At 66.2% G+C, this 17854-nt stretch carries 19 protein-coding genes; 6 read left to right on the top strand and 13 right to left on the bottom strand.

Features of this window, described 5'->3' with window-relative positions:
- Positions 1 to 56: 56 nt before the first annotated feature.
- From P73_RS02165 to P73_RS02155, 3 genes are all read right to left on the bottom strand, one after another.
- Positions 57 to 950: a glycosyltransferase family 92 protein gene (locus P73_RS02165; protein WP_043868259.1), complete on the bottom strand. Its 894-nt coding sequence runs from the start codon at positions 948 to 950 to the stop codon at positions 57 to 59.
- A gap of 87 nt (positions 951 to 1037) precedes the next feature.
- Complete coding sequence (locus P73_RS02160) at positions 1038 to 1685, bottom strand: RluA family pseudouridine synthase (RefSeq protein WP_043868258.1); 648 nt, start codon at positions 1683 to 1685, stop codon at positions 1038 to 1040.
- Positions 1678 to 2157 carry a GAF domain-containing protein gene (locus P73_RS02155; protein WP_043868257.1) on the bottom strand — a complete coding sequence of 160 codons (480 nt, stop codon included), beginning with the start codon at positions 2155 to 2157 and terminating at the stop codon, positions 1678 to 1680. Before P73_RS02155 ends, P73_RS02160 begins: the two co-directional genes overlap by 8 nt.
- 92 nt (positions 2158 to 2249) lie before the next feature.
- Here P73_RS02155 and P73_RS02150 point away from each other — a divergent pair, with 92 nt between their 5' ends.
- On the top strand, positions 2250 to 2594 hold the full coding sequence (locus P73_RS02150; protein ID WP_043868256.1) for an STAS domain-containing protein: 345 nt from the start codon (positions 2250 to 2252) through the stop codon (positions 2592 to 2594).
- Entirely contained in the window at positions 2584 to 3048 is a 465-nt protein-coding gene (locus tag P73_RS02145; protein ID WP_043868255.1) for an ATP-binding protein, read from the top strand. Before P73_RS02150 ends, P73_RS02145 begins: the two co-directional genes overlap by 11 nt.
- 17 nt (positions 3049 to 3065) lie before the next feature.
- Here the strand turns inward: P73_RS02145 and hspQ are convergent, their stop codons facing one another.
- A complete protein-coding gene (gene hspQ / locus P73_RS02140) occupies positions 3066 to 3392 on the bottom strand; it encodes a heat shock protein HspQ (RefSeq protein ID WP_043868254.1) in 327 nt (108 codons plus the stop codon).
- Positions 3393 to 3477: 85 nt separating this feature from the next.
- Here hspQ and P73_RS02135 point away from each other — a divergent pair, with 85 nt between their 5' ends.
- The gene (locus P73_RS02135) at positions 3478 to 4359 is read left to right on the top strand and encodes an AEC family transporter (protein ID WP_043868253.1); all 882 of its coding nucleotides are present in this window, start codon (positions 3478 to 3480) and stop codon (positions 4357 to 4359) included.
- 105 nt (positions 4360 to 4464) lie between these two features.
- The gene (locus tag P73_RS02130) at positions 4465 to 5049 is read left to right on the top strand and encodes a transglycosylase SLT domain-containing protein (protein WP_043868252.1); all 585 of its coding nucleotides are present in this window, start codon (positions 4465 to 4467) and stop codon (positions 5047 to 5049) included.
- Positions 5050 to 5051: 2 nt separating this feature from the next.
- Here P73_RS02130 and P73_RS02125 read toward each other — a convergent pair whose 3' ends face one another.
- The 4 genes from P73_RS02125 to P73_RS02110 all read right to left on the bottom strand — a co-directional run bounded on the left by P73_RS02125 (position 5052) and on the right by P73_RS02110 (position 11475).
- Positions 5052 to 5666 carry a LolA family protein gene (locus P73_RS02125; protein WP_043868251.1) on the bottom strand — a complete coding sequence of 205 codons (615 nt, stop codon included), beginning with the start codon at positions 5664 to 5666 and terminating at the stop codon, positions 5052 to 5054.
- 80 nt (positions 5667 to 5746) lie between these two features.
- Positions 5747 to 8815, bottom strand: coding sequence for a DNA translocase FtsK (locus P73_RS02120; RefSeq protein WP_043868250.1), 3069 nt, complete (start codon positions 8813 to 8815; stop codon positions 5747 to 5749).
- A gap of 9 nt (positions 8816 to 8824) precedes the next feature.
- A complete protein-coding gene (locus P73_RS02115) occupies positions 8825 to 10012 on the bottom strand; it encodes an aminotransferase class I/II-fold pyridoxal phosphate-dependent enzyme (RefSeq protein ID WP_043868249.1) in 1188 nt (395 codons plus the stop codon).
- Positions 10013 to 10146: 134 nt separating this feature from the next.
- Positions 10147 to 11475 (bottom strand): amidase, encoded by a 1329-nt coding sequence (locus P73_RS02110; protein WP_043868248.1) that lies wholly within the window; start codon positions 11473 to 11475, stop codon positions 10147 to 10149.
- A 98-nt stretch (positions 11476 to 11573) separates the two neighbouring features.
- On the opposite strand from P73_RS02110, the gene P73_RS02105 reads away from it, so the two are divergent.
- On the top strand, positions 11574 to 12809 hold the full coding sequence (locus P73_RS02105) for an FAD-dependent monooxygenase (protein WP_043868247.1): 1236 nt from the start codon (positions 11574 to 11576) through the stop codon (positions 12807 to 12809).
- A gap of 48 nt (positions 12810 to 12857) precedes the next feature.
- Here the strand turns inward: P73_RS02105 and P73_RS02100 are convergent, their stop codons facing one another.
- From P73_RS02100 to P73_RS02080, 5 genes are all read right to left on the bottom strand, one after another.
- Positions 12858 to 13043: a Trm112 family protein gene (locus P73_RS02100; RefSeq protein WP_174446898.1), complete on the bottom strand. Its 186-nt coding sequence runs from the start codon at positions 13041 to 13043 to the stop codon at positions 12858 to 12860.
- Positions 13043 to 13678: an LON peptidase substrate-binding domain-containing protein gene (locus tag P73_RS02095; RefSeq protein ID WP_043868245.1), complete on the bottom strand. Its 636-nt coding sequence runs from the start codon at positions 13676 to 13678 to the stop codon at positions 13043 to 13045. Before P73_RS02095 ends, P73_RS02100 begins: the two co-directional genes overlap by 1 nt.
- 27 nt (positions 13679 to 13705) lie before the next feature.
- Complete coding sequence (locus tag P73_RS02090) at positions 13706 to 14611, bottom strand: thioredoxin family protein (RefSeq protein WP_043868244.1); 906 nt, start codon at positions 14609 to 14611, stop codon at positions 13706 to 13708.
- A gap of 76 nt (positions 14612 to 14687) precedes the next feature.
- Positions 14688 to 15476 carry an exodeoxyribonuclease III gene (locus tag P73_RS02085; RefSeq protein ID WP_043868243.1) on the bottom strand — a complete coding sequence of 263 codons (789 nt, stop codon included), beginning with the start codon at positions 15474 to 15476 and terminating at the stop codon, positions 14688 to 14690.
- 406 nt (positions 15477 to 15882) lie between these two features.
- Positions 15883 to 16569 (bottom strand): response regulator transcription factor, encoded by a 687-nt coding sequence (locus P73_RS02080; RefSeq protein WP_043868242.1) that lies wholly within the window; start codon positions 16567 to 16569, stop codon positions 15883 to 15885.
- 167 nt (positions 16570 to 16736) lie between these two features.
- Here P73_RS02080 and ribA point away from each other — a divergent pair, with 167 nt between their 5' ends.
- On the top strand, positions 16737 to 17825 hold the full coding sequence (gene ribA / locus P73_RS02075; RefSeq protein ID WP_043868241.1) for a GTP cyclohydrolase II: 1089 nt from the start codon (positions 16737 to 16739) through the stop codon (positions 17823 to 17825).
- Positions 17826 to 17854: the final 29 nt, after the last annotated feature.

Here is a 17854-nt window from a genome sequence, read left to right as displayed (position 1 = left end):
AAAGCCCCGCCTCCGGCGGGGCTTTTTGTTTGAGTATTTGAAGCACAAAGGAGGGATCAGCGCGCCGCGAACCACCGTTTCGCCGCCAGATCCTCGATGCTCTCCGCCTCGATCTGATCGACCTTGCGCATCACACGGCGCATGTGGTCGGCCTCGTTCTGGGTCATGTTGGAGCCCCGCGCGATCTTCTCCTGAAGCTCGGCATTCGAGCGGGTGTAATAGTGGTTGAGCTGGATATGGTCGGCGGAGTAGAAGCCCGGCGCCTTCCGTCCGGAGGCGGAAGCGCGCTCGCCCCTGTCGTTGACGCTGTCCGTCGATCCCTCCGTCTCGATCGAATGCACCCTGAGCGCGGTGACCCGGCTGGGGTCCACGATCATCTTGAAATTGCACATGCCTTTCAGCGGGCTCATCGGGTCCGGATGGCGGCGGGTGTAGTTCGGCACGACCCCGCCTTCCGGCGGGGTTTCGAACCCGTTGCGCCCGAACATGTGCCAGGGCAGCGATACATTCGCCTCCCCTTCGAGATGCGCAAGGCAGGAGATCAAATCGTCATGGGATTTCGGGACGAGGAATTCGTCAACGTCAATGAAGGACATCCATCGAAACCCGCTGCCGAAATTGCGCACGGCATGGGCATAGGCCAGCACCTGATTGTGGATCTCCGCCCCGGTGATGCCGTCGCGCAGCTTCTGGTCCCAGGGCATTACCGTGACGTTCTGCACGCCCACGGCGGCGACGAGCTGCACCAGCGTGCCGTCGGTCGAGCCGTTGTCGTAGACGTGGAAATGCCGCACCCCCGCCGCGAGGTGGAAGCGGGCCCATTCGCCGATATGGCGCTCCTCGTTGCGCAGGATGACAACGAGCGCCAGCCCCTCCCGACCCACGAACGGCCGGGGCGGATCGAGGGCGATACGGGAAATGGATCTGGTGCGGCGCAGGAACGACAGCATGGAAATCTCCTTTTCGCAGGGCAGCCTAGGCAAAAGCGGCGGGCGCGAACAGGGCGATCTTCGCCTCCGGACGCCGGGAGAGGGTGCTCAGAACGGACAGGGCGCGGTGAAGGAGAGGCCCGCACCACCGTCGGGATGGCGGAACCGCAGTTGCTCCGCATGCAGCATCAGCCGCGGCGCCTCCCGCGCGGGACCCTCGGCATAGAACGGATCGCCCATGATCGGATGGCCGAGCGCGAGCATGTGCACGCGCAGCTGATGCGACCGGCCCGTCTTCGGCATCAGCCGCACCCGCGTCTGCCCCTCCGCATGCCGCACCACCCGCCACTCCGTCACCGCGGGCCGGCCGTTCTCGTGATCCACCTTCTGTTTCGGCCGGTTCGGCCAGTCGACGATGAGCGGGAGATCGACGGTCCCCGTCTTCGGCGCGAGTTCGCCGTGGAGCCAGGCGACATAGGTCTTCTTCGTCTGGCGCTTCTCGAACTGGAGCCCCAGATGGCGCTGCGCATGCGGCGTCAGCGCAAAGACCATCACCCCCGAGGTGTCGCGGTCGAGCCGGTGGACGAGCAGCGCTTCCGGAAACACCGCCCGGATGCGCGACATGAGGCAGTCGGACAGATGCTCTCCCTTGCCCGGCACGGACAGAAGGCCAGAGGGCTTGTCGACCACGAGGATCTCGTGATCGGCATGGAGGATGCTCAGGGGCTCCTGCGGCGGGGCGTAATCGTCACTCATGCCCGCGCGGATAGCATGGCGCGGCGGTGCTGGCAAAGACCCGGTCGAGAATGTCCTGCAACGCGGTCGCATCCTCCGCGGTGAAGGCCGCGGCCCGGTCGCTGTCGATATCGAAGACGCCGATCAGATCGCCCTGCGCATTGCGCACCGGAAGCACCAGCTCCGACCGGGTCGAGGAGGAACAGGCGATATGCCCCGCGAAACGCTCCACATCTTCGACGATCTGTGCCTCGCCACTCCGCGCGCAGGCACCGCAGACGCCCCTGTCGAAGGGGATGACGAGGCATCCGTGACCGCCCTGATAGGGCCCGATCTTGAGGACGCCCTCGGAGACGACACGGTAGAAGCCGGTCCAGTCGAACCGATCGTCGCTGTGGTGGACCTCGCAGACGAGCGTCGCCATCAGCGCGACCGTGTCCTCCTCTCCGGCACAGAGGCTCCCGATCCGGGCCGACAGGGCACTGTAATCCATCCACTCCTCCTTCGTTTTTCCGGGATGTGCAAACCCATTGGTAAGAAATGCTGGCTAGAGTCCAGCCCATGCAGGGAACAAAGGGGCCACCGATGAAACTCAACCACCGGGATCTTGTGAATGTGCGCGTCGTGCGCGTCGACGAAAGCCGGATCGACGCGGCCTGTGCGATCCGGTTCAAGGACGAGATGCGCGCGCTGAGCGAGGACGGACCCGCGCGGATCGTCCTCGACCTCGGGCAGGTCGAATTCCTCGACAGCTCCGGCCTCGGCGCGGTCGTCGCCGCGCTGAAGGCCGTGCGCCAGGGCCAGCGCCTCGAGCTCGCCGACCTTCATCCGACGGTTCAGCGCGTCTTTCACCTGACGCGCATGGACAGCGTGTTCACGATCCACGACTCGGTTGCCGACGCGCTGGAGCGTGGCAGAGATGCGTGCTGAGGGCACAGCGGAGACGTCCCCCGACACCAGGGTAAGGATCATTCTTCCCGCCAACACCCTCACCGTGCGCCGCACGCTTCGCAGCATCCGTGCCGGACTGGAACCGCTCGGCATCGCCCGCGACGAAATCGCGAGCGTCGAGATCGTTCTGGCCGAACTGCTCAACAATATCGTCGAACATGCCTACGCCGGAATCGCAGGCGGCATGATCGACCTCCGCCTGTTACGGAACGCCGATGGCCTCTGCTGCACGATCCTCGACACGGGCAGGAGCATGCCGGGGGACGAGCCGCCGCCGGGTCGTCAGGCCGAGCCGGGGTGCGCGACCCCGGATCTCGCCGAAGGCGGCTTCGGCTGGTTTCTCATCCGCGCGCTGACCTGCGATCTCGAATACGTCCGGCACGGCCACTGCAACCGCACGAGCTTCCGCATGCCCGTCTCGCCCCGCCCCTGATCCGGGTCCGGCGCAGGTCAGTTCAACTGAAAATCGAGCGGATAGGCCCCGTCCTCGAACGGGCCGAAAAGTTCGGGCAGGTCGGGATGGTCCACCGGCTCCCCCGAATAATCCGCCATCAGGTTCTGCTCCGACACATAGGCCACATAGAAGCTCTGCTCGTTCTCCGCGAGCAGGTGATAGAAGGGCTGGTCCTTGCGCGGGCGCTGGTCCTCGGGAATCGCCTCGTACCATTCCTGCGTGTTGGAGAATTTCGCGTCGACATCAAAGACGACACCGCGGAAACGGTGCCGCCGGTGGCACACCACCTGTCCGAGATGATACTTGGCACGTGTCGACATCATGGCGTTGCAACCCCCATGAACGGTTAGTAGACCGTTGGAACCTCACCTGTCCACAAGGGACGGGCCCTAAATAGGGAAACAGACTGTGAACCTCGTCCTGACAGTGCTCGAAATCGTCTCGCCGGTCTTCCTGCTGGCGCTGATCGGCTTCGTATGGGTCCGCTCGGGCCATGAATACCGCCTCGAGTTCGTGACCAAGCTCACGATGACCCTTTCCGTGCCCGCGCTGATCTTCACCTCGCTTGTGACGGCCGATATCGACCCCGCGGCTCTCACCGCCCTGTCCCTCGCCGCGGCGGTGGCCTACGGCGGCGTCACCGTCGCCGCCTGGCTCTTCATCCGTGTGATGCGCCTCGACATGCGGACCTTCCTCGCGCCGCTGATCTTCGGCAACACCGGCAATCTCGGCCTGCCGCTCGCCCTCTTCGCCTTCGGCGAAACGGGGCTGAGCTATGCCGTCGTGGTCTTCGCCGTCATGGCACTGTGGTCCTTTACCTTCGGTGTCTATGTCACCGCCGGCGGCGGCTCGATCGGCAAGGCGTTCCGCGAACCGCTCGTCTGGGCAACCGCCCTCGGCGCGATCTTCCTGTGGCAGGGCTGGACCCTTCCCCGCTTCGCGATGAACACACTCTCGCTTCTCGGCCAGGTGGCGATCCCGCTCATGCTCATCACCCTCGGCGTCGCAGTCGCACGGCTGCATCCGAAGGGGCTGAGCCGCGCCGCGCTGATCGCACTCGGCAAGGCGGTGCTCTGCGCAGGCATCGCCGCGCTCGCCGGTCTCGCCTTCGGGCTCGAGGCCGTGCCCTTCGCCGTGCTCGTGGTGCAGCTCGCCACGCCGATCGCCGTCACCTCCTACATGCTGGCCGAGAAATACGGCGCCGATTCCGACACGGTCGCGGCCCTCGTCGTCGCCTCCACCCTGCTGTCGATCGTGGTCCTGCCCGTACTCCTCGCCCTGCTGATCTGAGCCCGCCGGAGCGCCAAACAGCACATACACCCTCACAGGAAAGACATTTCACACGGCGCATGAATTCGCTATTCTGCCGCAAAACCAAGAAAGCGAGAGGCAGAGATGAGCAGACGTCTTCGCGCCGTGGCCCTTCTTCTACTGGTGTCGGCCTGCGGCAGCGGCAATTTTTCCGCGCCGCGCGATCTCGACAACGCCTGTTCCATCGTGGCGGAACGTCCGGCCTATCTGCGCGCGATGCAGAACACCCAGCGCAAATGGGGCATCCCGGTAAACGTGCAAATGGCGACGTTCTATCAAGAAAGCAAATTCATCGGAGACGCCCGCACCCCCTACCGTTTCGTGCTGGGGGTGATCCCGATGGGCCGCCAGAGTTCCGCCTTCGGCTATGCCCAGGCGCTCGACGCCACCTGGGAGGAATATCGCAAGGAACAGAACCGCCGCGGTGCAAAACGCGACCGGATCCGGGACGCGACCGATTTCATGGGATGGTACATGAACAAGAGCTACGAAACGCTCGGCATCCCGAAGAACGACGCCCGCAGCCAGTATCTCGCCTATCACGAGGGCCGCAACGGCTATGCCCGCGGCAGCCACAACTCGAAGGCCTGGCTCCTGCGCGTCTCGGCCGATGTCGCAAAACGTTCGGCCGTCTACCGCGAACAGCTCATCGCCTGCCGCAAGCTCTGAGATCAGTCGAGCGGCGTGCCGCGCCGGCGCGCCTCCGAGCGGATGTTGAAGACACCGTCGGACACTGACCCGCCAAGGGACATCCGCTGAAGCTGCACCTCCGTCGTCGCGCCGCTCTCGTCATGCACGATCCAGGCCTTGAGCACCGGCGTGTTGCTGAAGATGAGGTCGATATATCCGTATTCCGGATGGTCGGGATCCTGCGCGCGCACGATCGTATCGCCATTGCGCTCCGTATGGGACACGACCATCTTCGCACGCGTCAGGTCGATGTTGCGGGCGAGGATGACGTTGAGCGGCGTCTGCGACATCGGAAAGCGCTGCGGCGGCTCGTTCGAGCCGGGATCGAACACCGCGACCTGCCCGCCCATGCCCAGCACCAGCGGATCCCCCGGTCCGCCGTATTCCAGGCGGATGCGCCCCGGCCGCTTGATCGTCACCGTTCCGTTCGAACGCGATCCGTCGTCATTGGTCTGGACGAACTCCGCCTGAACCGTCGACAGACCGTTGAGATAGGCCGAGAGGGTGGACAGCGGCAATTTCTCCGCCACCGCCGGAGCGACGGTCGAGAGGGCGAACAGGACGGCGGGCGCGAGAGCGGTCAGAAATCTTTTCATGACCGGAATATATGCCCGTTTTCGCGCACCGCCACATCTCTTTGCCTCACGAGCGCGCGAGACCGCCGAGAGCGCGCAAGTCACTGTTCGGGCACAAGGATCTCGCGCTTGCCGACATGGTTCGCGGGGGAGACCACGCCCTCCTCCTCCATCTGCTCCACCAGCCGCGCCGCCTTGTTGTAGCCGATCGCGAGCTTGCGCTGGATGTAGGAGGTCGAACATTTGCGGTCCTTGATGACGATCGCGACTGCCTGATCGTAGAGCGCATCTTCGCCGCTCGTGTTGCCGCCGGTGCTGCCGAGGCCAAGAACGGCGTCGATATCGGCCTCCTTCTCGCTGTCCGGCCCCTCGACCACACCGCCGACATAGTCGGGCGGCCCGTAGGACTTGAGGTAGGACACGACCTTTTCCACCTCCTCGTCGGAGACGAAAGGCGCGTGGCATCGCTGGATGCGCCCACCCCCGGCCATGTAGAGCATGTCGCCCATGCCCAGAAGCTGCTCGGCCCCCTGCTCGCCCAGAATGGTGCGCGAATCGATCTTCGACGTCACCTGGAAGGAGATCCGCGTGGGGAAGTTCGCCTTGATCGTGCCGGTGATAACGTCCACGGACGGGCGCTGCGTCGCCATGATCAGATGGATGCCGGAGGCCCGCGCCATCTGCGCAAGCCGCTGGATACAGGCCTCGATCTCCTTGCCCGCCACCATCATCAGGTCCGCCATCTCATCGACGATGACCACGATATAAGGCAGTTTCTCGGGCTGGAATTCCTCCGTCTCGAAAATCGGGTCGCCGGTTTCGTCGTCGAATCCCGTCTGCACCGTACGGGAGAACATCTCGCCCCGCGACAACGCCTCCTTCACCCGGCCGTTGTAGCCGTCGATGTTGCGCACACCCATCTTCGACATCTTGCGGTAGCGGTCTTCCATCTCCGCCACGACCCATTTGAGCGCCACGACCGCCTTCTTCGGATCAGTCACCACCGGGCTCAGCAGGTGCGGAATGCCGTCATAGACCGAAAGTTCGAGCATCTTCGGGTCGATCATGATCAGCCGGCAATCCTCCGGCGTCAGCCGATAGAGCAGCGACAGGATCATCGTGTTGATCGCCACGGATTTCCCCGACCCGGTTGTCCCCGCGATCAGCAGGTGCGGCATCTTGGCGAGGTTCGTGACGACCGGATCGCCGCCGATGTCCTTGCCGAGCGCGAGCGGCAGGGCATGCTTGCCATCGCCGAAATCGCGGCCCGACAGGATCTCGCGGAAGGACACCATTTCGCGGTTCTCGTTCGGAAGCTCGATCCCGATCACCGACCGCCCCGGTACGGTGGAAACCCGCGCCGACAGGGCCGACATCGACCGCGCGATATCGTCGGCCAGCCCGATCACCCGGCTCGCCTTCAGACCCGGCGCGGGCTCGAGCTCGTACATCGTCACCACGGGGCCGGGCCGGACCGACACGATCTCCCCCTTCACGCCGTAATCGTCGAGCACGTTCTCCAGCATCCGCGCGTTTTCCTCGAGCGCCTCGTCGGAAAGCGAATGGCGCACGATATTGACCGGATTTTCCAGAAGCGACAGCGGTGGAACCTCGTATTCGGCCTCCTTCGGGTCGAATTTCAGAACCGGCTGCGCCTCGGCCTGGGCCTGCCTCGAGGGCTGGACAGGCTTGCGCACCGGGTGCTGCACGACCTTTTTCGCCTCCGGAAGCGGGGCGGCGGGTTCGTAGCGAAGCGCCTGCGCCGCGACATAGTCCGGCGTCTCGAGGTCGTCGGGCTCGTCCCAACCGGCCTCTGCGGTCTCCATGCCCTCCCAGTTGTCCGCATCCCACTCCGCGTGGGAATAATCCTCGCGCACATAGCCGCCCTCCGCAGGATCGTCCATGCCGCTCAATTGCCCTGCATACTCGGCATAGTCGACATCATGACCGGCCCCGTAAGCCGCCCCGCCATGGCCGACCGCCTCTGCCCCGGCTGGCGCCTGCACCACGGACGGCGCCGCGACCGGCTGCGGCGCGGGCGGCGGGGTGAAGATCATCGGCTTCGGCCCCTTCTTGTACCTCGCGACAGCCTTTTGCGCGGCGGTCAGAGGCGGCTCGACCCGTTCCATGCCCGGCGTGATCGCCCGCGATCCGGCGCGGGCGCGCGCGTTGATGACATTCGCGATCTTGGAGCTGATCCGGTCTTCCTGACCCGGTGCGATCTCCACATCGGGCGCATAGCCACGCTCCACGAGTTCCGGCTCCTCGGCCGGCGCGCGCCTGAGCAGGTTCGGCACTTTGGCGAAAAGCGACGGTTTCGTCTCCGGCAGGGGCAGTTCGGGCGCCTCCTCACGCTCCACCACATCGAACGCGTCCTCGCGCTGCGCCCGCAGCACCCGCGCCGGCTGCGGCGCGGCCTGCGCGACCTGAAGCGCCTCGAGTTCGGCAAGCTCCGCCGCGGCCTGACGTCGCGCGTCGCGCCGTTCCGCCGCCGTGGCGGCAAGGCGCTGGCTGACCGCGACGGAACCGCGTGCGGAGCGCCCGAGAAGGTGCAGCACGAGCGCATAGAGCGACACGATGCCGATCAGCAGGAAGCGAAGCCCCGACACGAGTTCCGCACGGGTGAAGCCGAAGGCGAAGAGCGACAGGCCTAGCGCCGCGAAGAAGGCGCCGAAGGACAGCACCTTGAGGCTCAGGCCGGCGCCGAGCGGCACGATCTGGATCAGCGCGGCCAGCACCGTATCGCCAAAGAGCCCGCCGAAGGATTGCGGCGCCGAGGAGGCATGGGTCGAGGCATAGACGGCGGCGACGGCAATGGCGATCGGCGCGAAGACGGCACGTGACAGCGCCCGGTCCGATCCGCGATGCAGCACGAAGCGCAGCCCCCAGGCGAGGAAGACGAGCGCGAAGCCCCAGGAGGCGACGCCGACGATGATCATGAGCGGCGAGGCGACGGAGGCGCCGAACCGGCCGAGGATGTTGCGCACCGGCGCGTCCGTCGCCGCCAGCCAGCTCGGGTCCTCGGGCACGTAGGAACCGAGCATCAGCGCGAACAGCACGCCCACACCGATCAGGCCGATGCCGATCAGTTCCTTGCTGCGCCGCTCGAGCGCGGCCTGGGTGTTTCTGTCGAAAAGCGGATCGCGGCCACGTGCCTGATAGGATGCCATACCTGCCTCTTAACCTTTCCCGTACAAACAGTCGCGAAGCGTGACGAGCCCGCGCCGTGTCTCTTCTCTTGGGGCCACCAGCGCGACCCGGATATAGTCCTTGCCGGGGTTCTCCCCGTTCACCTCCCGCGACAGATAGGCCCCCGGAAGCACCCGGACACCCGTCTCCGTCCAGAGCTTCAGGGCGGTCTGCTCGCCATCGCCGACCGGCAGCCACAGGAAGAAGCCCGCATCCGGCGCCCCGGCGCCCTCGATGCCGGCAAAGATCTCGTCGGCGAGGTCGAATTTCTCGACATAGAGCGCCCGCGACGCCTCGACATGCGCCTCATCCGCCCAGACACGGGCGGAGACCGCCTGGATCGGGTCGGGCAGCGGCGCCCCCGCATAGGCGCGCAGCCGCCGGATGCGCAGCATGTTCTCCGGCCCGGCCGCGACGAACCCGGAACGCAGCCCCGGAAGGTTGGAGCGTTTCGACAGCGAATGGAAGATCGCCACCCGCTCCGGATCCGCCCCCATCTCCCGCGCCACTTCGAGCGCCCCCGCGGGTTTTTCACCGCGATAGATCTCGGAATAGCACTCATCCGCGAAGATCTTGAAGTCGTGCTTTTCGGCGAGCGCGATCAGCCCGCGCAGATAGTCCCGCGAAGCCACCGCCCCCTGCGGGTTGGACGGGCTACAGACATAGGCAATGGCCGCACGGTCGAGGATCTCAGCCGGGAGCCCCGCGTAATCGGGCAGGAAGCCCGTCTCCCGCGTCGCCGGCACGAAGACGGGCTCCGCCCCCACGGTCACGGCGGCCACGGCATAGACCTGGTAGAACGGGTTCGGGGTCAGCACGACCGGCTGGCGGCCGTTCTTTGTCTCGGGACACAGCGCGAGGCAGGCGTTCATCAGCCCCTCGCGCGTCCCGTTCACCGCCATGATCTCCGTCTCCGGATCGACCGCGATGCCGAAACGGCGCGACAGCCAGCCGGAAATCGAGGAGAGCAACGCATCGCTGCCGTAGTTGTTGGGATACTTGCCGAACCCCCCGATATTCTCCGCCAGCACCTCTCCGACGAAATCCGGCATCGCATGGCGCGGTTCCCCGATGGTCATGTGCACCACCTCGCCCCCCGGCGCATGCGCGTCGAGAAGGCTCCGCAAGCGCGGAAACGCATATTCCGGCAGGTTGGAAAACCGCTCAGGGAACGTCATGGATACTGCTACTGCCTCGGTTTGACGGATCTTTTCTTTTTGCCCGCGTGTTTGCGCTCAGGATAGCGGGCCGCTCCCGCCTGGTCCAGCAAAAGAGAGGGGTGGACAGCGGGGCGAATCGCCGGCTGTGGCTTTTAGGCCAGCGCCGCCTCTGCCGCCGCACCAAGCCGCAGGAGCCGCGCCTCGGTCATCGGCGGCGTCTGCAACAGGACGCCGCAGGACGGCACGCCCGTCGGCAGGGTCAGCGCCGGAAGCCCCATCAGGTTCGCGACACGGGTATTGCGCAGCGCGAGCAGGTTCTCCGTCACGTAATAGTCGGCGTCCTGCAACAGCCGCTCCGCATGCGGCGGCAGGATCGGCGCGGTCGGCAGGATCACCGCGTCATAGCCCGCCGTCGCCTCGAGATAGCGCGCGCGCAGATGCTCGAGCAGCTTCCACCCGGCGAGAACATCGGCCCCGCCAAAGACCCCGCCCGCCCGGAACCGGTCGAGGATGCGCGGATACATCATCTCCGGACGGCTTTCGATCAGGTCGCGCCATTCTGCATAGGCCTCTGCGGTGAAAAGGATGCCGGACAGGCCCATCGCCTCCGTCAACGCGCCGATCTCCGCCCGCACGATCTCCGCCCCCGCCGCCTCGAACCGTTCCGCCGCATGGTCGAACGCATCCCGCGGCGCATCCCGGATGTCGTCGAAGACCACGTTCTCGAGCACCAGAAACCGCCTGCCCTCGAGCGTCGCGCCGCGCAGGTCCGGCGCCGCCGAACCGTCGAGCACGGCGAGCGTCTCGGCGGCATCCTCCACCGTCTTCACGATGGGACCCACCGTGTCGAAGGCGGCAGCGAGCGGCACCACGCCCTCGAGCGACAGCCGGCCGGAGGTCGTCTTCAGCCCCACGAGATCGTTCCACGCCGCCGGAATGCGGACCGAGCCGCCGGTATCCGTCCCGATCGCGCCCGGCGCCAGCCCGAAGGCGACGGAGGCCGCCGCGCCGGAGGACGAGCCGCCCGACACCGCCTCGGCATCGTTCACGCAGGGCGGCGTGGCGGTGACGGGGTTGAGGCCGAGACCGGAGAACGCCAGTTCCGACATATGGGTCTTGCCGAGCGCCACGAGACCCGCCGACGAAGCCCGCCGCAGCACCTCGCAATCCCGCTCCGGCACCCGATCTTTCAAAAGCGCCGTGCCGGCCTCGGTCGCCACCCCCGCGGTGTCGAAGAGATCCTTCCACGACACCGGCACCCCGTCGAGAAGCCCGCGCCGCATCCCGGCCCTCTGCCGCGCGAAGGCGGCCTCCGCCTCCGCCATGGCACGGTCCTCCATGAGACGCGCGTAGATGCGATCCGCCAGCGGATGCGCCCGCGTGCGGTCGAGGCAATCGGCGGCAAGCTCGCGCGGGTCGATCTCCTCGCGACCGATGGCCCGGCCGAGCTCGCACATGCTCATGTTCTCGAAATCGCCCATCGTGTGCCCTTTCTCGTGCTTCGCGGCCAAGCTAGCGGCGCAGCGGCGCATGGACAATCCCGCGCCGCACGTCATATTGCCCCCCGAAGGAGGCCGCCATGACCACAGACGCAATCCCTGAAAGCGATATCCTGATCGTCGGCGGCGGGCTCAACGGCCCCGCCCTCGCCCTCGCCTGCGCCAATGCGGGTGTGACGGTGACCATCGTGGACACCCTGCCGAAGGCCGCGCGCACCAGCGACACGTTCGACGGGCGCGGCTATGCGCTCGCCCTGTCGTCGCAGCGCCTGCTGAAAGCGGTCGGCATCTGGGACGGCGTCGCGCAGAACGCCCAGCCGATCCTCGACGTGAAGGTGACGGACGGCAGACCGGACGAGGGCCCCGCGCCCTTCCTCCTGGAATTCCGCGACGGCGAAATCGACGAGAGCCCCATGGGCTACATGGTCGAGGACCGCTATCTGCGGCAGGCCTGCCTCGCCGCGCTCGACGCCCACCCGAAGATCACCCAGGTCGAGGGCTATGTGGCCGGCCAGACCGTCGATGAGGGCGGCGCGGAGCTGACGCTGTCGGACGGGCGGACCCTGCGCGGGCGGCTGATTGCCGGCTGCGACGGCCGCACCTCCGGCACCGCCCGGCGCGCCGGGATCGGGCGCACCGGCTGGGGCTACGGCCAGACTGCCCTGGTCTGCGCGATTTCCCATGAAAAGCCGCATCACGGCTGTGCGCACCAGTTCTTCCTCCCCTCCGGCCCGCTCGCGATCCTGCCCCTTCCCGGCAACCGGAGCTCGATCGTCTGGACGGAGAAGGACAAACTCGCAGCGGATATCGAGGCGCTGTCCGAGGAAGACTATCTCGCCGTCCTGCGCCCGCGCTTCGGCGATTTCCTGGGCGAGATCTCCCTGGCCGGGCAACGGTTCAGCTATCCGCTCAACATCACGCTCGCCAATGCCTTCATCGCCCCGCGCGTGGCACTGGTGGGCGACGCGGCGCACGGGATGCACCCGATCGCAGGCCAGGGCCTGAACGCCGGGCTGAAGGATGTGGCCGCCCTCGCCGAGGTGCTGGTCGATGCACGCCGGCGGGGCGAGGACATCGGCCGTGAGGAAGTTCTGGCGCGTTACCAACAGTGGCGTCGCTTCGACATCTCGACGATGGCGCTGATGACCGATGGCTTCAACAGACTGTTCTCGAACGACAATCCGCTCCTGCGTGTCGCGCGCGACATCGGCATGGGTGTCGTGAATTCCGTGGCCGGCCTGCGCCGCGCGGCGATCCGGGAAGCTGCGGGGGTCAGCGGCGACTTGCCGAAACTCCTGCGCGGGATACCGCTCTGAACCGCACCCTCCCCGCCGCGGGGCACAGCACGTCTGCGTTCCGCGGGATCAGTCCTCGAGCGTGCGCGCCTCGCTCACCAGCATGATCGGAATGCCGTTGCGGATCGGATAGGCGAGACCGGCCGTCTTCGAGATCAGTTCCTGTGCCTCCGCGTCGTAGACAAGGACGGCATGGGTCTGCGGACAGACCAGTGCCTCAAGCATGCGACGGTCGAATTGCGGCTGCGTGTCCATCACATCATCTCCTCGCTGGACCCGCCCCTCAGGGCGAACTCCATCAGCGTTACCAGAGTTTCGCGCCTCGTGGAAAGGGTCGGCGCCTCCAGGAGCGCCTGTTTGTCCTCCGGCTCGAACGGGCAGAGCATGGAGAGCGAATTGATCAGCAGCTCGTCCTCCGCCTGTCCGAGGTTGTCCCAGTCGGTGCGCAGGTCCTCCTGCCGGAAATAGCGTTTGAGCAGGTCCATGAACGCCTCCCGATCGAGCGCGGGATCGTGTTCGCTCGCGCCGAGATCCGCGCGGAAATCCGACCAGTCGACGATGAACCGGCGATAGGGCAGGAATCCCGTCGCCTCCCGCAGCGTGCGGAAGCGGGAAATGCCGGTGAGCGTGATCATGTAACGCCCGTCCTCGGTCTCCGAAAACCCCGTCAGCCGCCCGGCGCAGCCGATCGCGTTGAGCTTGCCCTCCGCGACCCCGCCACGCGGCTGGATCATACCGATCAGACGCGTTGAGCTCTTCAGGCAGTCCTCGATCATCTGGAGATACCGCGGCTCGAAGATGTGCAGCGGAAGCCGCGACCGGGGCAGCAGAAGCGCTCCGGGGAGCGGAAAGACGGGAATCGTCTCGGGAAGGTCGGCCGCGTTCAGCATGGGCCTAAGGATAGAACGCCGACCCTGTCAGGCAAATATCATGGAGGACAATTTGCGCCGCCCGTTCAGCACGATCGGATCGTTCGGCTTGAGGCTGTCGAAGATCTTGAAAAGCTGCTCCTTCACCGCCCCGCCGTTCCAGTCGCGATCCTGCCGGAACGCCGCGAGAAGGACATCGACCGCCTCCTGGACCTGACCGCTGGCATGGAGCGCCACGGCAAGGTCGAAACGTGCCTGCATGTCGGCCGGATTGGCCTCCACCTTCGCCATCAGTTCCGCGACCGGGCCGGCATTCTCCGCCTCCCGCGCCAGCGCGATCTGTGCGCGCACGCCCTCGATCGCCGCATCGGTCGCGGCTGCCGCCGGAACACCGTTCAGCACCGCCTCCGCCTGCTCGATCTCCCCCTTCGCGAGATAGCCGCGCGCAAGCCCGGCGAAGGCCGCGGCAAGGTCGGGATCCTCCTCGAGAATGGCGGCGAAGGTCTGCATCGCGTCATCCACGGCACCGGCCTCGAGCATCTCCTCTGCCGCAGCCACCGCCTCGGCAAGCCCGCCGTCCCCCGTGAGGTCCACGAGCTTCTTCACGAAATCCTTGATCTGCGAGGGCGGCAGGGCGCCCTGGAACCCGTCCACCGGCTGCCCCTTGTAAAAGGCATAGACGGTCGGGATCGACTGCACCCGCATCTGGCCCGCGATCATCTGGTTCTCGTCCACGTTGACCTTCGCCATCAGAACCTTGCCACCCGCCGCCTCGACCTCGGCCTCGAGCGCGGGCCCGAGCTGGCGGCAGGGGCCGCACCAGGGTGCCCAGAAATCGACGATGACCGGAACCTCCTGCGAGGCGTCGATCACATCCGCCATGAAAGTGGCTTCCGTCACGTCCTTGACATAAGCGCCATGCGCCGCAGCGCCGTTCGGTTGACCGAGTTCCATCTCGCAGATCTCCCCGTTTGACTGTGTAGCTGCCAGAGCTGTTCCTGCGCGATATATGCGCCCGCCCTGCCGGAATTTAAAGATCGAAGCTCGCAAAGACCGGGGCGTGGTCCGACGGCTGCTCCCATCCGCGCGCGGTCCGCAGGATGCGCGAGCCGTGCCCCGCGTTCGAGATGTCGGGCGTCGCCCAGACATGATCGAGCCGCCGGCCCTTGTCGGCCGCGTCCCAGTCCTTCGCCCGATAGGACCACCAGGAATAGAGCTGCCCTTCGGGAATGTCCTGCCGCGTGATGTCCACCCACCGGCCCGCGTCCTGCGCCGCGCCCAGATGCTCGACCTCGACCGGCGTATGCGACACGATCTTCAGAAGCTGCTTGTGGTTCCACACGTCGTCCTCGCGCGGCGCGATGTTCAGGTCTCCGACAAGGATCGACCTCTCCGGCGCGACCGCGTGGAAGGCATCGCGCATCTCCGTAAGGTAGTCGAGCTTCTGCCCGAACTTCTCGTTCACCTCGCGATCCGGCACGTCGCCGCCTGCGGGCACGTAGAAATTGTGGATCACCACCCCGTTCTCGAGCTCGGCCGCGATATGCCGCGCATGGCCCAGCGCGGCATAGTCATAGGCGCCCACCTCCCTGAGCGGCAGTTTCGACAGGATCGCCACGCCGTTGTACCCCTTCTGCCCGCGCGCGACCATCTGGGTGTAGCCCAGGGCCCGGAAACGCTCCACCGGGATCTTCTCCACCGGCGACTTGCATTCCTGGAGGCACAGGATGTCGGGCCCCTCCTCTTCGAGAAGCCTGCACACGATCGGTTCGCGCAGACGCACGGAATTGATGTTCCAGGTGGCGAGAGTGAACGGCATGTGGGCTCCTCGGTTCGTGGCGCGCAGAGCCTAATCGGCCTTGCGCCGCGATGCCACCCGGAATCCGGCAAAGCTCCCCCGCGAAGAATGCCGATGGAATCTCCAAGAAAAATGCCCGGCTCCTGGGAGCCGGGCAAAGTGAGTATCGGAACGAGGGAATGCGCATCCGTCCCCCGATGCGCCGGGGCTTCGACATTCCAACCCGCGAGCGGCCGGAAGGTTCCGCCGAATCTCACTCCCGCCACGACGGCAGGGCCCGCGCGCGGAAAAGCGCGAAAAAAAGCCCGGCTCCTGGGAGCCGGGCAAAGTCGGGAACGAGGGACATGCGCATCCTACCCCGATGCGCGAGGGCTTCTGTCGTCTCAACCCGCGGGCGCCGGACAGGTTCCCGCAGGTCGGAAAAATCTCACGAGGCGAGCCGGTAGCCGCCCGATTCCGTCACCAGGAGCCGCGCGTTAGAGGGATCGGGCTCGATCTTCTGGCGCAGGCGGTAGATATGGGTTTCGAGCGTGTGCGTGGTCACCCCCGCGTTGTACCCCCAGACCTCGTGCAACAGCACGTCCCGCGGCACGACCCCCTCGGTCGAGCGGTAGAGGAACTTCAGGATGTTCGTCTCCTTCTCCGTCAGGCGGATCTTCTTGTCATCCGCGGTGACGAGCATCTTCTGCGCCGGCTTGAACGTATAGGGCCCGAGCTGGAAGACGGCCGCCTCGGATTGTTCATGCGTGCGCAGCTGCGCGCGGATCCGGGCGAGCAGGACCGGGAACTTGAACGGCTTCGTCACATAGTCGTTCGCCCCCGCATCGAGGCCGAGGATCGTATCCGCATCAGTATCGTGGCCGGTGAGCATGAGGATCGGCGACTTGACCCCCGACTTGCGCAACCGCTTGCACAGCTCGCGGCCATCGGTATCGGGCAGTCCGACGTCGAGAATGATCAGGTCGTAATGCCCGTCCTTCGATTTCTCCATCGCCGCCGCACCGCTGTCGGCTTCGAACACGTCGAAATCCTCGGTCATCACGAGCTGCTCGCTCAGCGCGTCGCGCAAGTCGTCGTCGTCGTCGACGAGAAGAATCTTTTTCAGAGTGGCCATTGATGGGCCTCCTTTTTCCGTGTCTTGCCCGTGATGTGCGTCCCTCGGGGGTCCGCGGCAAGATTTGCAACATCCGGATCACGCAAGCGTGTGAAGATCGTGCGCCATGTTTCACTTTGTGTCAGGACTCGCTAGATGAAGGAACCTTCACACCGGACGGAAATCCCATGAGCCTCGCTCTGAGCCTGCCCGAAACCCTCGCCCGCGCCCGTGCCGACCTCAGGATGGGCGTGCCCGTCGTGCTCGAGACCGGAACCGGCGCCGCAATCGCCGTGGCGGCCGAAGGCGTGTCCGACAGCCGTCTTGCCGACCTGCGCGCGCTCGGCGCGCCCTATCTCGCCATCACCACCCGGCGGGCGGAAACACTTGCGGCGCGGCCCTATGACGGCGATCTCGCCCGGCTCGTCGTGCCGCAGGACGCCGACGTGACCTGGATCGAGGCCGTCGCGGACCCGGCGGACGACCTCACCCACCCGATGAAGGGACCATTCCGCTCCGCCCGCGGGGGCGACGCCGCCTGCGCGCGGGCCGCCATCGCGCTGGCCAAGACCGCGCGGCTCCTCCCGGCCGCGCTCATGGTCGATGTCCCCGACGCCCCCGCGCTCGCCTTCGCCAACGGGCTGACGATCCTTCCGGTGGACCGCGCCATGCCGCTCATGGCCGATCTGGCCCCGCTCGCCGATGTCATCCATGCCCGCGTCCCCCTGCTCGCCGCGGAGAATTCCCGCGTTCACGTCTTCCGCCCCGACGATGGCGGCGAGGAACATTTCGCCGTGGAGATCGGCCGGCCCGACCGCGCGAAGCCTGTCCTCGCGCGGCTGCATTCGGCCTGTTTCACCGGCGATATACTCGGCTCCCTCAAATGCGACTGCGGACCGCAGCTCAACGCGGCGCTGTCCCAGATGGGCGAAGCGGGCGAAGGCGTGCTTCTCTATCTCAACCAGGAAGGCCGCGGCATCGGCCACGCCAACAAGATGCGCGCCTATTCGCTTCAGGATCAGGGCTTCGACACGGTCGAGGCCAACCACCGGCTCGGCTTCGAGGACGACGAGCGCGATTTCCGCATCGGCGCGGCGATTCTCAAGGAAATGGGATTTTCCTCCGTCCGGCTGCTGACCAACAACCCCAACAAGATCGCGCGGATGACGGATCAGGGCGTCACCGTCACCGAACGCGTGCCGCTCAGGGTGGGGGAAAACCGCTACAACGCCGCCTATCTCGCGACCAAGGTGCGCAAGTCGGGACACCTGCTGTGACCTTCTCCCCGCGCGACATCGTCGTCACC

This window comes from Celeribacter indicus (assembly GCF_000819565.1).
Taxonomy (GTDB): domain Bacteria; phylum Pseudomonadota; class Alphaproteobacteria; order Rhodobacterales; family Rhodobacteraceae; genus Celeribacter; species Celeribacter indicus.
Note: the sequence above shows the minus strand (reverse complement) of the source record. Positions and strands in the feature narration are given on the sequence as shown.

Coding starts and splice junctions, on each gene's coding strand:
- P73_RS02165 (WP_043868259.1), bottom strand. CDS start 950: ATGCTGTCGTTCCTGCGCCGCACCAGATCCATTTCCCGTATCGCCCTC.
- P73_RS02160 (WP_043868258.1), bottom strand. CDS start 1,685: ATGAGTGACGATTACGCCCCGCCGCAGGAGCCCCTGAGCATCCTCCAT.
- P73_RS02155 (WP_043868257.1), bottom strand. CDS start 2,157: ATGGATTACAGTGCCCTGTCGGCCCGGATCGGGAGCCTCTGTGCCGGA.
- P73_RS02150 (WP_043868256.1), top strand. CDS start 2,250: ATGAAACTCAACCACCGGGATCTTGTGAATGTGCGCGTCGTGCGCGTC.
- P73_RS02145 (WP_043868255.1), top strand. CDS start 2,584: ATGCGTGCTGAGGGCACAGCGGAGACGTCCCCCGACACCAGGGTAAGG.
- hspQ (WP_043868254.1), bottom strand. CDS start 3,392: ATGATGTCGACACGTGCCAAGTATCATCTCGGACAGGTGGTGTGCCAC.
- P73_RS02130 (WP_043868252.1), top strand. CDS start 4,465: ATGAGCAGACGTCTTCGCGCCGTGGCCCTTCTTCTACTGGTGTCGGCC.
- P73_RS02125 (WP_043868251.1), bottom strand. CDS start 5,666: ATGAAAAGATTTCTGACCGCTCTCGCGCCCGCCGTCCTGTTCGCCCTC.
- P73_RS02120 (WP_043868250.1), bottom strand. CDS start 8,815: ATGGCATCCTATCAGGCACGTGGCCGCGATCCGCTTTTCGACAGAAAC.
- P73_RS02115 (WP_043868249.1), bottom strand. CDS start 10,012: ATGACGTTCCCTGAGCGGTTTTCCAACCTGCCGGAATATGCGTTTCCG.
- P73_RS02110 (WP_043868248.1), bottom strand. CDS start 11,475: ATGGGCGATTTCGAGAACATGAGCATGTGCGAGCTCGGCCGGGCCATC.
- P73_RS02105 (WP_043868247.1), top strand. CDS start 11,574: ATGACCACAGACGCAATCCCTGAAAGCGATATCCTGATCGTCGGCGGC.
- P73_RS02100 (WP_174446898.1), bottom strand. CDS start 13,043: ATGGACACGCAGCCGCAATTCGACCGTCGCATGCTTGAGGCACTGGTC.
- P73_RS02095 (WP_043868245.1), bottom strand. CDS start 13,678: ATGCTGAACGCGGCCGACCTTCCCGAGACGATTCCCGTCTTTCCGCTC.
- P73_RS02090 (WP_043868244.1), bottom strand. CDS start 14,611: ATGGAACTCGGTCAACCGAACGGCGCTGCGGCGCATGGCGCTTATGTC.
- P73_RS02085 (WP_043868243.1), bottom strand. CDS start 15,476: ATGCCGTTCACTCTCGCCACCTGGAACATCAATTCCGTGCGTCTGCGC.
- P73_RS02080 (WP_043868242.1), bottom strand. CDS start 16,569: ATGGCCACTCTGAAAAAGATTCTTCTCGTCGACGACGACGACGACTTG.
- ribA (WP_043868241.1), top strand. CDS start 16,737: ATGAGCCTCGCTCTGAGCCTGCCCGAAACCCTCGCCCGCGCCCGTGCC.